12 protein-coding genes are annotated in these 14,811 nt (G+C 39.2%); 8 read left to right on the top strand and 4 right to left on the bottom strand.

The window, feature by feature from the left end; all coding sequences use genetic code 11:
• The first annotated feature begins 94 nt into the window (after window positions 1–94).
• The 6 genes from H4K35_RS02645 to H4K35_RS02620 all read left to right on the top strand — a co-directional run bounded on the left by H4K35_RS02645 (window position 95) and on the right by H4K35_RS02620 (window position 6,520).
• Window positions 95–1,471: a hypothetical protein gene (locus tag H4K35_RS02645; RefSeq protein WP_255492342.1), complete on the top strand. Its 1,377-nt coding sequence runs from the start codon at window positions 95–97 to the stop codon at window positions 1,469–1,471.
• 5 nt (window positions 1,472–1,476) lie between these two features.
• Window positions 1,477–2,148, top strand: a complete 672-nt coding sequence (rsmI, locus tag H4K35_RS02640; protein WP_182625841.1) for a 16S rRNA (cytidine(1402)-2'-O)-methyltransferase — start codon at window positions 1,477–1,479, stop codon at window positions 2,146–2,148.
• A 269-nt stretch (window positions 2,149–2,417) separates the two neighbouring features.
• The gene (locus H4K35_RS02635) at window positions 2,418–2,843 is read left to right on the top strand and encodes an OsmC family protein (RefSeq protein ID WP_182625840.1); all 426 of its coding nucleotides are present in this window, start codon (window positions 2,418–2,420) and stop codon (window positions 2,841–2,843) included.
• The gene (gene recJ, locus H4K35_RS02630) at window positions 2,843–4,543 is read left to right on the top strand and encodes a single-stranded-DNA-specific exonuclease RecJ (protein WP_182625839.1); all 1,701 of its coding nucleotides are present in this window, start codon (window positions 2,843–2,845) and stop codon (window positions 4,541–4,543) included. The genes H4K35_RS02635 and recJ overlap by 1 nt, the downstream gene beginning before the upstream one ends.
• A gap of 38 nt (window positions 4,544–4,581) precedes the next feature.
• Window positions 4,582–5,571: an aspartate-semialdehyde dehydrogenase gene (locus H4K35_RS02625; RefSeq protein ID WP_182625838.1), complete on the top strand. Its 990-nt coding sequence runs from the start codon at window positions 4,582–4,584 to the stop codon at window positions 5,569–5,571.
• A 289-nt stretch (window positions 5,572–5,860) separates the two neighbouring features.
• Window positions 5,861–6,520 carry a response regulator gene (locus H4K35_RS02620; protein ID WP_182625837.1) on the top strand — a complete coding sequence of 220 codons (660 nt, stop codon included), beginning with the start codon at window positions 5,861–5,863 and terminating at the stop codon, window positions 6,518–6,520.
• Window positions 6,521–6,560: 40 nt separating this feature from the next.
• Here the strand turns inward: H4K35_RS02620 and acnA are convergent, their stop codons facing one another.
• Window positions 6,561–9,293, bottom strand: coding sequence for an aconitate hydratase AcnA (acnA, locus tag H4K35_RS02615; RefSeq protein ID WP_182625836.1), 2,733 nt, complete (start codon window positions 9,291–9,293; stop codon window positions 6,561–6,563).
• A 162-nt stretch (window positions 9,294–9,455) separates the two neighbouring features.
• On the opposite strand from acnA, the gene H4K35_RS02610 reads away from it, so the two are divergent.
• Window positions 9,456–10,874, top strand: coding sequence for a rhodanese-like domain-containing protein (locus H4K35_RS02610; RefSeq protein WP_182625835.1), 1,419 nt, complete (start codon window positions 9,456–9,458; stop codon window positions 10,872–10,874).
• A gap of 116 nt (window positions 10,875–10,990) precedes the next feature.
• Here the strand turns inward: H4K35_RS02610 and H4K35_RS02605 are convergent, their stop codons facing one another.
• From H4K35_RS02605 to H4K35_RS02595, 3 genes are all read right to left on the bottom strand, one after another.
• On the bottom strand, window positions 10,991–11,593 hold the full coding sequence (locus H4K35_RS02605; protein ID WP_182625834.1) for an alpha-ketoglutarate-dependent dioxygenase AlkB: 603 nt from the start codon (window positions 11,591–11,593) through the stop codon (window positions 10,991–10,993).
• Window positions 11,580–12,449 carry a methylated-DNA--[protein]-cysteine S-methyltransferase gene (locus tag H4K35_RS02600; RefSeq protein ID WP_182625833.1) on the bottom strand — a complete coding sequence of 290 codons (870 nt, stop codon included), beginning with the start codon at window positions 12,447–12,449 and terminating at the stop codon, window positions 11,580–11,582. The genes H4K35_RS02605 and H4K35_RS02600 overlap by 14 nt, the downstream gene beginning before the upstream one ends.
• 340 nt (window positions 12,450–12,789) lie before the next feature.
• A complete protein-coding gene (locus H4K35_RS02595; protein ID WP_182625832.1) occupies window positions 12,790–14,325 on the bottom strand; it encodes a GNAT family N-acetyltransferase in 1,536 nt (511 codons plus the stop codon).
• A 140-nt stretch (window positions 14,326–14,465) separates the two neighbouring features.
• On the opposite strand from H4K35_RS02595, the gene H4K35_RS02590 reads away from it, so the two are divergent.
• Complete coding sequence (locus H4K35_RS02590; RefSeq protein ID WP_182625831.1) at window positions 14,466–14,789, top strand: single-stranded DNA-binding protein; 324 nt, start codon at window positions 14,466–14,468, stop codon at window positions 14,787–14,789.
• Window positions 14,790–14,811 lie beyond the last annotated feature (22 nt).

The raw sequence follows: 14,811 nt of genomic DNA, 5'->3' as shown, positions 1-14,811 counted from the left end.
ATTTTCGGCCTAAAACCAGTAGTTTTTTTGTTACTTTGTGAAGGACAAATTTATCAAAAAAAGCTTGTATAATTTACTAATGAAATTAAAAGTTATGAAGAAAGTCTTAGAGGGAGAGTTGTTGAGCATCGTTCATCGCGTATTGCAGATGAAAGATACAGATGTAGATAAGTTATATGTTGAAGCCAAAGAACTGTATGAAAAGCTTCAAATTTTAAAATTTTATCAAGATAACCTAGCGTTAGGACTTGTAAAAGACATCACTGAAGATCAGTTAGTAGAGAAGTTAAGTGCCGTAGCACTTGCTCAGACAAGTGAAGTAGAAACACCAACACAAATCGAAACAAATCGACAAGAGGAGGAAGAAAGATCGCAAATCCCGACGGATTTATTGGCGGAAGACTATCCCATTGTCGTAGAAGCAGAAAAAGAGGTTGTTGTGGACTTTGAAGCTTTGCCTTTCGATACAGCGGAGGAAAAAGTTGAAGAAGAGGGAGAAACGGAAGAGGAGGAAGAAACGGAAGAGGAGGAAGAAACGGAAGAGGAGGAAGCAGAAATAGAAGGTCCTGAATCAAGGATTGAAGAGGAAATAATGGTAGCAGCTGAAACGGACGCTATCGAGGAGGAAGAAGAGGAAGAATTGGCCATTCCTATTGCCGAAATCGAAGAGATTACAGCAAAGGAAGAAAGTACAGAAGAAGAGGATAATTGGACAGAGGAGGAGGGAAATGAAGAGGGAAATGAAGAGGAAGACGATTGGACCGAAGAAGATGTGTTGGAAATAGAAGAAGAAGAAGAAGAATTAGCAGATCAGGCTGTAGCTGAAAGAGCAAATTCTGCGATTTTCGAAGAGGAAGAAGAAGAAACTGAGAAGCAAGAGGAGGAAGAAGTGGTATTTGCACCGCTAACAGCGAATCAACGCGAGGATAACCCTTTTGAAGGCTTTGATTTTGGAGAAATTGAGTTCATCCGAGTAGAAGACATCGCAAAAGAAGACACCATCGTAGTGGATGACAGCATGTTTGAACGCGTAGTTGCAGATGCAGCAGCTTCAACGGAAGCAGAAAATCAACCAACTGCGAGTTTCTTTGCGCAACAAATACAAGAGGAAGAAGCAAAGGAAGAAGAAGAGGTGAAGGAAGAAACAAAAGGGGATAACCAACAAAATATGTTGTTTAACTTAGATCAAGTTTCGGTACGAGAACCTCGAATTGTCAAAAAATCGATCAATGATATTTACCGCGGTACGATTATGGTAGGATTAAATGATCGCATTGCATTTGAAAAACACTTGTTTGCCAATAGTTCAGAAGATTTTAATCGCGTATTGTCTCAATTAAATACAGTGAGTACGTATGATGAAGCGAGAAGTTTTGTGGAGCACTTGGTCAAACCAGAGTACAACAATTGGGAAGGAAAAGAAGAATATGCAGAGCGTTTTATGACGCTAATTGAAAAGCGTTTCGAATAAAAATTATGGGGAAATTATACGTTGTACCAACGCCGATTGGCAACTTAGAAGACATGACCTTTCGCGCAATTAAAGTGCTGAAAGAAGTAGATTATATTTTAGCGGAGGATACGCGAAATAGCGGCAAGCTGTTAAAGCATTTCGAAGTGAATACGCCGATGATGAGCCACCACATGCACAATGAGCACAAAACGGTAGAAGGTTTAGTCAAGCGCATGCAAACAGGAGAAACCTTTGCGCTAATTTCAGATGCGGGAACTCCAGCAATATCAGATCCAGGCTTTTTATTGACAAGAGCATGTGTCGAAAATCAAATTGAAGTAGAGTGTTTACCTGGAGCAACGGCTTTTGTACCTGCCTTGGTTAACAGTGGATTGCCCAATGATAAATTTGTATTTGAAGGATTCTTACCAGATAAAAAAGGCCGTCAAACGCGTTATTTGCAGTTGGCAGAAGAAACGAGAACCATGATCATCTACGTTTCTCCTCATAAATTAGTGAAAACACTAGGGGAGTTTCAAACCTATTTTGGTGAAGATCGCATCATCTCCGTTTCTCGAGAGCTGTCGAAATTACACGAAGAAACCGTTAGAGGTTCCGTTTTAGAGGTCCTCAAACACTTCGAAGAAAAACCACCCAAAGGCGAAATCGTCGTAGTGGTATCAGGTAAAAAATAAAAAACAAAAGGAGTTGTACACAAAGGGTACGACTCCTTTTGTTTTTTGCAACTTCTTCAGCTGAATGACAAGAGTACTCCCGTGTTTTTTTTGCCAAAGAGGACTAATTACGTCAAGCTATACTAAAACCAAATTTATTTGCCGTTTTTTATTCTGATTTACAAGGATAGAACAGAGAAATTGACGCCGAAGGACGGTTAATTATTAACGTTTTAAAAGGGTTAATCCTTGAAATTTTTTGATACATTTGATAAAAATGATATTAGATTATGTCACATAAAGTTACCACTACTTGGTTAGAGAATATGCAATTTGAATCGACGAATCCAAGTGGAGAAACCATGCGAATAGATGCAGGACCAGAAAATGGAGGAGATAATAAAGGGTTTCGCCCTAAAGCCTTGATGCTATCTGCTTTGGCAGGATGCTCAGGATTAGACGTTGCTTCTTTAATCAAAAAAATGAGATTAGATGTTGCTGATTTTAAAATTGAAACCGAAGGACTACTAACGGATGAAGATCCTGCTGTATACCATACTGTGCGTGTAGATTACCATTTTTATGGCGATAATCTCGATGAAGCCAAACTAAAAAAAGCCGTTGATTTATCGGTCGAAAAATATTGTGGAGTAATGCATATGTTTACGCAATTTGCGAAAGTAGAAACCACTATTCATTACCATAAACAACAATAATGCGGTGGACCTTAAAAGAGACAAAAGACCAAGAGAGTGTTGACCATTTAGTTCGCGTATTGGGTATTGATCCCATCTTAGCCAAGCTTTTGGTTGATCGTGGAATTACAACCTATGAGCAAGCGAAAAGTTTCTTTCGCCCTGCTTTAGAGGAATTGCATGACCCCTATCTGATGAAGGATATGGACAAAGCAGTTCAACGAATTGAACAAGCCATTGAGAACAAAGAAAATATAATGGTTTTTGGCGATTATGACGTGGATGGCACTACAGCGGTAGCCTTAGTCTATTCGTATATCCAAACCTATTATTCTCAGGTAGATCGCTATATTCCAGATCGCTATAAAGAAGGGTATGGCGTATCGTATCAGGGGATTGATTATGCAGCAGATAATGATATTAAGCTAATTATTGCACTTGATTGTGGAATTAAATCCATTGAACACGTCGAATACGCCAAGCAGAAAGGAGTTGATTTTGTGATCTGTGATCATCATTTACCCGGTGATCAAATTCCAGATGCAGTAGCCGTACTCGATCCCAAACGCAGGGATTGCACCTACCCTTATGATGAATTGTGTGGATGTGGGGTAGGATTTAAATTAGTGCAAGCGTTAGCTGCTAATCGAAATCAGACTATTGAAGATTTACGCCCTTATCTCGATCTTGTCGTAACGGCTATTGGAGCGGATATTGTACCTATTACAGGTGAAAATAGAATCTTGGCCTATTTTGGTTTAGAGGTGATTAATAGCAACCCGCGCCCAGGAATAAAAGCACTGCTTAATGTATATAAGCAAAGTAATTATACGGTTAGTGATATTGTTTTTAAAGTTGCACCGAAAATTAATGCTGCAGGACGAATACAACACGGCAATTACGCCGTTGACTTGTTAACTCGATTCTCGATGCGAGAAGCTGAAGAAACAGCAGAAATGATTATTGCCTTTAATGAAGAACGCAAAGTATTAGACCAAAACATTACAGAAGAAGCCAAAGATCAGATTATTGAAAATAGAGAAATTAACAATAAGTCGACGGTTGTTTTTCATCAGTCGTGGCACAAAGGAGTAATCGGCATTGTGGCCTCCCGCCTGATTGAAACCTATTATCGACCAACCGTTGTATTTACGGCTAGTGGAGATGTGCTAGCAGCTTCTGCTCGATCGGTTAAAAATTTTGATCTCTATGCGGCTTTAGAAGCGTGTTCGGATGAATTAATTCAGTTTGGAGGACATATGTACGCCGCTGGAATGACGTGTAAGAAAGAAAATTACCATAAGTTCAAAGCCAAGTTCGAAGAGGTGGTATCTAGCACCATATTGGAGCGAGATTTAATACCAGAAGTAGAAATAGATGCAATTCTTAATTTCGCTGAGATAACGCCCAAGTTCTGTCGGATATTAAGACAATTCGAACCCTTTGGACCGGAAAATATGAGTCCAGTTTTCTTGACTAAAAACGTCTATGATACTGGATATGCTCGTGGATTAGGAGCCAATCAGGAGCACCTGAAAATGTATGTGAGACAACGCGGGCATCTCGATAAAGGATTTAGTGCCATCGGATTTTCCTTTGGTAAGTTCTTAGATGATATACAAAATCGTTCATTTTTTGATTTAGTCTATTCGATTGAAGAAAACGAATGGAAAGGTGAAATTAACAATCAGTTGCAAATCAAAGATATGCAGCTTGTTTGAAGCAAAAATTTAACTAAATATAATTTTATTGATTTAAAATGAAAGTAGCAGTAGTAGGCGCTACCGGCATGGTAGGAGAGATTATGCTAAAAGTATTAGCAGAACGCAATTTTCCAGTAACAGAATTAATACCTGTTGCTTCCGAACGCTCTGTCGGAAGTGAGATCGAATTTAAAGGGAAGAAGTTTGTAGTACAATCAATGGCCGATGCTGTAAAGATGAAACCTGCTATAGCCCTTTTTTCTGCAGGTGGAACAATCGCTATGGAATGGGCCCCTAAATTTGCAGCAGTAGGAACTACCGTGATTGATAATTCATCGGCTTGGCGAATGGATCCAACCAAAAAATTAATCGTTCCAGAAATTAATGCGTCAAGTTTAACCAAAGAAGATAAAATTATTGCCAATCCTAACTGTTCAACCATCCAATTGGTGATGGCATTGGCACCATTAAATAAGAAATACAAGGTAAAACGCGTCGTAGTTTCTACCTATCAATCCATTACAGGAACAGGGGTTAAAGCGGTGAAACAATTGGAGAATGAATACGCTGGTGAAAAAGGCGATATGGCATATCCTTACCCTATCCATAAAAATGCGTTGCCTCATTGCGATGTTTTTGAAGCCAATGGATATACGAAAGAAGAAATGAAATTGGTCAATGAAACCAAAAAAATATTAGAAGATGATACGGTATTAGTAACAGCTACTGCAGTGCGTATTCCTGTTGTGGGTGGACACAGTGAAACCGTAAATGTCTCTTTTGAACGCGATTTTGCTGTCGAAGATGTACGTCGATTGTTGCATGAAACTCCTGGCCTTGTTGTACAGGATAATATTGATACCAATACGTATCCAATGCCTATTTATGCACAAGGAAAAGACGACGTTTTTGTTGGGCGAATTCGCCGAGACGAAACGCAACCCAATACATTAAATATGTGGATTGTAGCAGATAACTTGCGAAAAGGAGCCGCTACAAATACCATTCAAATTGCCGAGTATTTAGTTGCTAATCAACTGGTATAACGAACGAATTCACAAGATAGAAAAGGTCAATTCCCCAGGGAATTGACCTTTTTTTATTCCTTTGAAAGAGGAATGAGCTTTCTCTTGTATCCTTTTAGTATAAAAATGTATAAATATACAGGAGGGCACAAAAACAAATACTGTTTTTTATTACATTAGCAGGTAACAGGTTCATTGCGTAACGTGTTGATTGAATGTCGATTTAAACCTATAATCTGTTGGGGAATGGATTAAGGGGGATTCCCTAAGGTTGAAAAAAGGCTAGACTAGAGATATTAAGGATTGTTTTATGAAGAGAATTTTGTTAGTAGACGATCATCCTTTAATTGTTGAGGGATATCGAATGGCTTTGTCAGGTCATGAAGCAATAGCCCAATCGTATAGGTTTGAGGGAGCCTTTGATTGCTCAGAAGCCAAACAAAAAATAGATCAAGCAATAGAGGAAGAAAAGCCGTATGACTTGGCACTTGTGGATTTCTCCTTGCCAAAAGGAGAACTGTCTTCTTGGGAAGATGGTGGAGATATTATTCGCTACATCAAGAAAGAAATGCCTAGTTGTAGGACAATTACCATAACTGGACATACAGAAATCTTTACAATTTATGAAATTGTAAAGAATATCAGACCCACAAGTGTTATTGGAAAAAATGAAATTACACCACAAGTATTGATTGATATTGTGACTACGGTGTTAGGTGGAGGTACTTACCAAAGTCCATTGGTTAAGCAGTGCTTAGAAAAGATGTTGCATAAAGCAGTGATGTATGACGATTACAATCGGGCGATATTGATTCTATTGGCTAAAGGACATAAATTGGTTGATTTGGAAAATTATATTCCTTTATCTACGCCAACCATCAAAAAGCGAATTGCCAAAATGAAAACGGCGTTTGGCTCCTTCGATTCGGCAAATTTAGTGCAAGATGCAATAAGACTAGGATTTGTTTAATATAAAAGAGGGTGACCTTTTGGGACACCCTCTTTCTATTTTAGTTTTTCAAGAAGTCTCTCAAAACATATTGGAGAATTCCATCATTTTTATAGTATTCAATTTCGATGAGTGAATCAAATCGCGCCAAGGCTTGGAACTTAATCGTTTGATTGGCTTCATTCGTCGCTGTGATCTCTACAATTTTATGTGGTGTTAGGTTTTCAGCTAATCCTGTAATAGTAAAGGTCTCTGTACCCGTAAGGCCTAAACGTTCTGCTGACTGCTCGGGTAAGAATTGCAAAGGTGCAATCCCCATTCCAATTAAGTTACTGCGGTGGATGCGTTCAAAACTTTCTGCAATCACAGCCTTTATACCTAATAAATAAGCTCCTTTAGCCGCCCAATCACGAGACGAGCCACTTCCATATTCTTTTCCAGCAATAACAATCAGAGGCGTTTCAGTCTCTTTGTACTTCATAGCGGTATCGTATACCGTTAAGGATTCATTTGTAGGGAAGTAGGTACTATAACCTCCTTCGCGTTGTGCAATTTTATTTTTAATGCGCACATTGGCGAAGGTACCACGCATCATCACTTCGTGATTTCCACGTCTGGATCCATAGGAGTTAAAATCTTCTGGTTTTACCCCTTGCGATAACAAATATTTTCCAGCGGCTGATTCTTCGTTAAAGGAACCTGCTGGAGAAATATGATCTGTTGTTACAGAGTCACCCAAATAAAGTAAAACTCTTGCTGCATGAATATCTGTTAGCGGTTTTGGATCTTTCGGTAAATGGTCAAAAAAGGGTGCATGACGGATGTAAGTAGAGGCTGGATTCCATTCGAAACTTGCTCCTTTTGGGGCTTGTAGATTCTTCCAGTTTTCTTCTCCTTCAAAAATTTGATCGTATACTTCTTTGAAGTCTTCACGTTTTAAAGAGTCGTTGATAACGGCTCTAATTTCTTCATGTGTAGGCCATATGTCGCGTAAATATACTGGTTCTCCATTTGGATCGTAATCCAGTGGATCTGTCATCAGGTTAATGTCTACACGTCCTACTAAAGCATAGGCAACTACAAGCATAGGTGACATTAAGAAATTCATTTTAACTTGTGGATGTACACGAGCTTCGAAGTTTCTATTTCCCGAAAGAACAGAAGCAACAACTAAATCTCCTTGGTTTACCGCTTCTGCAATAGGTGCTGGTAAAGGACCACTATTTCCAATACATGACGTACACCCGTATCCAACGGTATGGAAACGCAAAGCTTCTAAATCTTCTGATAAACCAGAGCGATCGAGGTAATGGGTTACTACTTTTGAACCAGGAGCTAAACTTGTTTTAACCCATGATTTGGTGCGCAATCCACGTTGTATGGCTTTTCGAGCAACTAATCCTGCGCCAATCATTACTTCAGGATTAGAGGTATTGGTACAACTCGTAATGGCGGCTAGTACGATACTACCATCACTTACGACGTATTCTTTGTTTTTTTGTTTGATGCGAACTGCTCGCATAGCTTCTTTCACCACTTCAGTGGGTTGATTGGTAGAATTTTCGGCTTGTTTGTAGATGAATTCAGTCCCTGATCCACCTTCAGATAACCAAGCCGATTCACGGCGGTCTTTCACCGCAACATAAGCGCGGTTGTATTCTTCTTCTAATAAGGAAGAGAAGGTTTTATCTAAATCGCGCACCAAGATTTTATCTTGTGGACGTTTAGGTCCTGAAACTGTTGGCTCTAGTGTATTTAAATCCAATTCTACCACAGCAGAATAGGTAATGTCTTCTTTACCTGTTCGCCAAAGAAGATTTTCTTTGCAGTATTCTTCAACTAATTTCACGTGGTCTTCATCTCTATTGGTTTGACGCATATAATGTAGCGTTTGATCATCAATAGGGAAGTAAGTTACAGTACACCCAAACTCTGGAGACATGTTGGAGATTGTTGCGCGATCCGTAACGGATAAGTGATCTAAAGCATCACCATACACCTCAACAAACTTTCCGACAACACCTTGCTTGCGCAATACTTTGGTAATAGAGAGCACCATATCGGTAGCGGTAGCACCTTCGGGAATTTTTCCCGTTAGTTTGAGTCCAACAACTTCGGGACAAGTAAAGTAAATCGGTTGACCTAGCATGGCTGCTTCTGCCTCAATTCCTCCAACTCCCCAAGCAATTACACCAATTCCATTGACCATAGGGGTATGAGAATCTGTCCCTACTAAAGTATCTGGAAATAACCAACCGTCTCGATTAATGACCCCTTGAGCGAGGTATTCTAAGTTTACTTGGTGACAAATTCCCATGCCTGGTGGCACTACAGTAAATCCTTTTAATTCTTGTTGAGCCCATTTGAGAAGTTCATAACGTTCGGCATTGCGCTCATACTCTTTGGTTACATTTTCTTTATATGAATAGTCAGTTCCAAAATAGTCTACTTGCACCGAGTGGTCAATCACTAAATCAACGGGAATAGCGGGTGTGATTTTTTCTCCATTTTTTCCTTGTCGAACATATTCAGCACGTAAGGATGCAAGATCTACTACTCCAGGAACACCCGTAAAATCCTGCATTAATACACGTGCCGGTTTAAATGGAATATCCTTATCTGTGGGTTGAGGTTGCCAATTGACTAACGTATCGATGTGCTCATCTGTAATGGCAAAGCCGTCGTGATTTCTCAGTACGTTTTCTAAGAGAATGCGAATTGAGAAAGGCAAACGATGCATGTTTTTGCCCTCGTCTTGTAGCTTTTTAAGCGAGGCTATTTTGTAATTTCTCATAATTGTTAGTTTTTCCCAATTTACAAAAAAATAATGGATTGCATCGGGCAGATGCCTGCTTTAATTCTTAAAATAAATATAAAATAGTGCAGATCTGTATGATAATTGTCATTTTTATCTCGGTATAGAAGAGCTACTTTTACTTGACTTAAAAGATTGATTATGAAAATTGAACAAATTTATACCGGGTGTATTGCACATGCCGCATATTATCTGTCAAGTAATGGAGAAGCAGCGATATTTGATCCTTTGCGCGATGTGCAACCTTATTTGGATCGAGCAACAAAAGATGGTGCTGTGATTAACTATGTTTTTGAAACTCATTTTCACGCAGACTTTGTCAGTGGTCATTTGGACTTAATGCAAAAAACAGGTGCCAAGATTGTATTTGGGCCTACTGCGTCACCGAGTTATGAGGCTATTATCGCCACGGACAATCAAATCTTTTACGTAGGAGGTGTTAAGGTTCAAGTATTGCATACACCAGGACATACTATGGAGAGTTGCACCTATTTGATCTTTGACGAAGCAGGAGAACCACAAGCCATTATTACTGGGGATACCTTGTTTATTGGCGACGTTGGACGTCCTGATTTGGTGCAGCTTGTCAAATCAGAATTAACACAAGAAAAATTAGCAAGGCATTTATATCAGTCACTACGCCACAAAATCATGCCACTACCCGATCATTTAATCGTGTACCCAAATCACGGAGCTGGAAGTGCATGTGGTAAAAATATGAGCAAGGAAACTACAGATACATTGGGCAATCAGAAGAAGACCAATTATGCACTACGTGCTGATATGACGGAAGATGAATTTGTCGAGGAGTTGCTTACTGGGCTGGCTACCCCTCCTCAATATTTTCCAAAAAATGTCTTGCTAAACATAGGGGGATATGAGCAGTTAGATGAGGTTTTGGATCGCGCGTATAAACCGTTAACCTTAGCCATGTTTGATAAAATGTTGGACACAGGAGAGGTATTGGTACTTGATACACGCACTCCTCAAGATTTTGCAACAGGTTTTATTCCAAAGAGTATTAATATTGGTTTAAGTGGACCCTTTGCCGTTTGGGTAGGGGAGTTGATTAAAGATATTCAACAGCCCATTCTTTTGATTACCGAAGTAGGTAAGGAAGAAGAAAGCATGATTCGCTTATCTCGTGTAGGCTACGACCATACCGTTGGCTTTTTAGCAGGTGGAGTGGAAACGTGGAAAAAAGCAAATCGCCCCTTGCATACGATTCCGCGTTTAGAAGCGCATCAATTTGATGCTTATATCGAAAGTGAACATGCAACCCTGTTAGACGTGCGAAAGGAAAATGAATACCGATCGGAACATTTAGTGGATTCCGCCTTTATTTCGCTTAATATATTAGAAGAAAAATTACGCACACTAGATAAAGAAAAAACCCATGTGGTGTTTTGTGCAGGGGGCTATCGCAGTATGATTGCCGCTTCAATATTACGTGCCAATGGCTTTTTAAAAGTAGTAGATGTCGTTGGTGGATTCCAAGCACTAGCGCCTCGTACTAGTTTGGATAAAACAGCTTTTGTTTGTCCAACTTCGATGTTGTAACAATAACTCTATAGTTGTTTATTGGTTTGATTATTCTTACTTGCGAGAATAATTGAGTTAGTTATTATGTTTTTAGTTTAAAACAGCTCTCTAGGTTGGGGGGCTGTTTTTTATTTTTATATGGTTCTGAATGTTAGGTTAATACGTGGATGATGAACGACTTTTGTCGGGGGTAGACGATGGACCCAAAACGTTTGTGTTTCGTCTTTCATGACCAATAAGTGTCCACTTTCTAGTATAAAAGTTACTTTTTCTTGTGTAGTTTTGTGCTTAAACATGAATTTTCGCGTAGCTCCTAAACTCAAGGAAGCAATTGCGCCATTTTTCTTCAAATCTTTTTCACCATCACTGTGCCAAGCCATCCCTTCACTGCCATCATGATATAGATTTAACAGGCAGGAATTATAGGTTTCGCCCGTTGTTTTTTCAATGCGGTCTTTTAATGCAAGCAATTCTGGCGTCCAAGGTAAAGCGAGTTTCGTTACATTGGAGTAGGTGTATTGAAAAGACTTGGATCCATACCATGCCACTTTGCGTTTGGTAATTACGCGTTTGCCAAATATCACCGCTTCGTCATTTTTCCATTCGATGTGACGTAGTAAATGGTCAAAGTAAAAAGCAGCTTCTTCAGTGTGTAGCAGATAGCCATAACAATTCACCGTCCCATCATAAGGGAGGAAATTGTATTGTGTAGAATCCAGTGTATTAAATAAGTCCATTTTCTGGTTTTATTTCGTTGTACACTTGTGCGCCTTCCCATCCTATTATGGCTTTTTTACGCGTGGCTCCCCACATATAGTTGCCGAGTACTCCTGAGGATTGTATCACGCGATGACAGGGAATTAAAAAAGCAACAGGATTGCTGCCAATAGCGGTTCCCACTGCTCGTGAAGCTTTAGGGTTTTCAATCTGTGTGGCAATGGCGCCATAGGTAGTTAAAGCACCCATCGGAATGGTGAGCAAACTCTGCCAAACTTTGAGCTGAAATTCCGTGCCTTTTAGGTGTAATTTGATTTGATTTAAATCTGGAGTGTCGCGCTGAAAGATTTGTAAGGCCTGGGCCTGTTGTAGGTCCATTGCCGCTTGGAATTTTGCCTTTGGAAACTTGGCTCGTAAATTTTGTAGTGCCTCGTCTTCGTTTTCAGTAAATACAAGATGGCAAATCCCTTTGGATGTAGAAGCAATGAATAGAGAACCAAAAATACTAGGTGCGAAGCTGTAATTGATGGTGAGTTGCTCACCACCATTTTGATACTCAGCAGGTGTCATCCCTTCTAAGGTAATAAACAAATCGTGTAGCCGACTGGTACTGGATAAGCCCGTCTCAAAGGTAGCATCAAAAAGCGACACCTGTTTTTCTTTTAAAAGCCATTTGGCATGAGTGATACTAGTAAATTGAAGAAATTTTTTCGGACTAGTACCCGCCCATTCTGTAAATAACCGCTGAAAATGTGCAGGACTTAAATGTAAAGCTCTAGCGACTTCTTCTAAACGAGGTTGTTGTTTAAAATGGGTCTGAATGTACTCAATAGCCTGAGCAATACGGGTATAATTTAAGGAAGATTGGTTTTTCATTTTATTTGCTCTTTTGTTCTTTGTGATATTTTTTCATCATAAGAGAATCTTCTTTTTCAACTAGATGTAATAAACCAAAAGCCGAAAGCCGAAAAACAGTTTTTTTGCTCTTTGCGCGGTTTATCTCACTGCGCTTCGATTTATCTCATCTAGTTAATATTTTGTTTTGGTATTCGATGAACCTACACTGCGTTTCGGTTTGTTACACACCTAGTCTGTCAATCGTCAACTATTTCACAAATATCTCTATATTAAATCAATTCTAAAATCCGAAACGTGCTAATAATTAGGGCAATTGAAGGGATAAAAAAAGCTTGAATGGGAGTTCAAGCTTTTTCTTTTATTTGGAATGGTTTCTTTTTTGTAAATCGTATAGATCTAGGCGTCGATCTTTCATGATACGAACGCTACCATGTTCGTGTAGTTCTTTTAGTAGGTCTAAATTCACATCGACGATTAAGGTCATTTCAGTATTGGGAGTCGCTTCTGCTTTTACGCCATTGGTTGGGAAGGCGAAGTCTGAAGGAGTGAATACTGCCGCTTGAGCAAACTGAATATCCATGTTGTTTACTTTTGGTAAGTTTCCAACACATCCTGCAATAGCGACATAACATTCGTTTTCAATGGCACGGGCAGCGGCACAGTTCCGTACACGTGTATATCCATTTTGCGTATCCGTTAAAAAAGGTACAAATAGGATTTCCATGCCTTCTTCAGCTAATAAACGAGGTAATTCTGGGAATTCCACATCATAGCATACAATAATTCCAATTTTTCCACAGTCGGTATCAAACGTTCGAATGGCTGATCCTCCCTGCATCCCCCAGTAGTGTACTTCATTAGGTGTAATGTGTATTTTAGAATACATTTCGTATGTACCGTCTCGTTTACATAGAAAGCCAACATTGTATAGCGTCCCATCAATTAGATAGGGCATACTACCCGAAATAATATTGATGTTGTAAGAGATTGCAAATTCTTGGAATCGCTTGCGGATTGGTGTAGTATAACGAGCGAGTTCACGAATAGAGTCAGCCTCTGATAAGTGGTTGTACGCGGCCATTAAAGGAGCGGTAAATAGCTCAGGAAACATGGCGAAGTCACTTTCATAGTCGGACACGGCATTGATGAAGAATTCCGCTTGATCAAAGAATTCTTCCAGATCGTTGAACGGACGCATCTGCCATTGAATTAACCCCAAGCGTACGACACTTTTTTTGGTGTTGATCAACTGCACATCTTTTTCATAGTAGATATTGTTCCACTCCAATAAAACAGCATAATCTTTGGATTCTTTATCTCCATCTAAATAGTTGCGCATTAGGCGAACCATGTGGAAGTCATTCGACATTTGAAAAGACATCACAGGGTCGTTAATCTCTTTGGCTCTTACTTTTTCTAAGTATTGCTTTGGCGTAAGTTCGCTGGCATATTTAGCGTATTTAGGGATTCTTCCCGCAAATACAATGGATTTTAAATTGAGTTGTTCACACAATTCTTTACGTGCATCGTATAAACGACGTCCTAATCGCAAGCCTCTGTATTTTGGATGAATAAAAACGTCAATTCCGTATAAGACGTTTCCTTCTGGATTGTGCGTACTAAAGGAAGAGTGACCCGTAATCTGATCATAATTATGGGTGGACATTGCTTTCTTTTCATCGATGATAATAGAAAGTGCAGATCCTACGACAATGTCGTCAACTAAAACGACTAATTGTCCTTCAGGGAAAATACTCAGTAAGTTTTCTATTTCACTTTTATCCCAATACGGATCTTCCATTCCCGTATAGGATTCTAGCATTGAATTTTTAAGCTCTAAATAGTCATCCAATTGAAGATTGCGAAGTTCAATCTTGTTAATTGTAGTATCCATGAATTTTTTATTGCAAATTACAAATAAAACTTCTAATAAGTAAATATTTTAGAAGGTAAAAGCCGGTTGATCTTCGTATTTGGTGCATTTTTTGCTAAAAACATCACTAGTTTATTTTTAATTTAAAAGGCAGGTATATTATGAGTTCATTACGAAATCGCGTTCAATTAATCGGACGAGCAGGACAAGATGCAGAAATTATTGTTTTTGGATCAGAAAAAAAAAGAGCTACATTCTCTATTGCAATTAATGAATTTTATTTCAACGATAAAGGGGAGAAAGTCGAACATGTGCAATGGCACAATGTTGTGGTATGGGGAAAATTAGCCAATATTGCCGAGAAGTATGTGGTTAAAGGTAAAGAGGTCGCTATTGAAGGAAAATTAGTCAATCGCTCCTATGAGGATAAAGAAAATAAGAAGCGATACATCACGGAAATTGTCGTTTCTGAACTGCTTTTTTAGTAAACTAAAGTAGGGTGAAAAG

The organism is Myroides sp. NP-2 (assembly GCF_014145665.1).
Classification (GTDB): Bacteria; Bacteroidota; Bacteroidia; order Flavobacteriales; family Flavobacteriaceae; genus Flavobacterium.
Note: the sequence above shows the minus strand (reverse complement) of the source record. Positions and strands in the feature narration are given on the sequence as shown.

Excerpts from the sequence above, each read along its gene's own strand:
- H4K35_RS02645 (WP_255492342.1), top strand. The coding sequence starts at position 95 with ATGAAGAAAGTCTTAGAGGGAGAGTTGTTGAGCATCGTTCATCGCGTA.
- rsmI (WP_182625841.1), top strand. The coding sequence starts at position 1,477 with ATGGGGAAATTATACGTTGTACCAACGCCGATTGGCAACTTAGAAGAC.
- H4K35_RS02635 (WP_182625840.1), top strand. The coding sequence starts at position 2,418 with ATGTCACATAAAGTTACCACTACTTGGTTAGAGAATATGCAATTTGAA.
- recJ (WP_182625839.1), top strand. The coding sequence starts at position 2,843 with ATGCGGTGGACCTTAAAAGAGACAAAAGACCAAGAGAGTGTTGACCAT.
- H4K35_RS02625 (WP_182625838.1), top strand. The coding sequence starts at position 4,582 with ATGAAAGTAGCAGTAGTAGGCGCTACCGGCATGGTAGGAGAGATTATG.
- H4K35_RS02620 (WP_182625837.1), top strand. The coding sequence starts at position 5,861 with ATGAAGAGAATTTTGTTAGTAGACGATCATCCTTTAATTGTTGAGGGA.
- acnA (WP_182625836.1), bottom strand. The coding sequence starts at position 9,293 with ATGAGAAATTACAAAATAGCCTCGCTTAAAAAGCTACAAGACGAGGGC.
- H4K35_RS02610 (WP_182625835.1), top strand. The coding sequence starts at position 9,456 with ATGAAAATTGAACAAATTTATACCGGGTGTATTGCACATGCCGCATAT.
- H4K35_RS02605 (WP_182625834.1), bottom strand. The coding sequence starts at position 11,593 with ATGGACTTATTTAATACACTGGATTCTACACAATACAATTTCCTCCCT.
- H4K35_RS02600 (WP_182625833.1), bottom strand. The coding sequence starts at position 12,449 with ATGAAAAACCAATCTTCCTTAAATTATACCCGTATTGCTCAGGCTATT.
- H4K35_RS02595 (WP_182625832.1), bottom strand. The coding sequence starts at position 14,325 with ATGGATACTACAATTAACAAGATTGAACTTCGCAATCTTCAATTGGAT.
- H4K35_RS02590 (WP_182625831.1), top strand. The coding sequence starts at position 14,466 with ATGAGTTCATTACGAAATCGCGTTCAATTAATCGGACGAGCAGGACAA.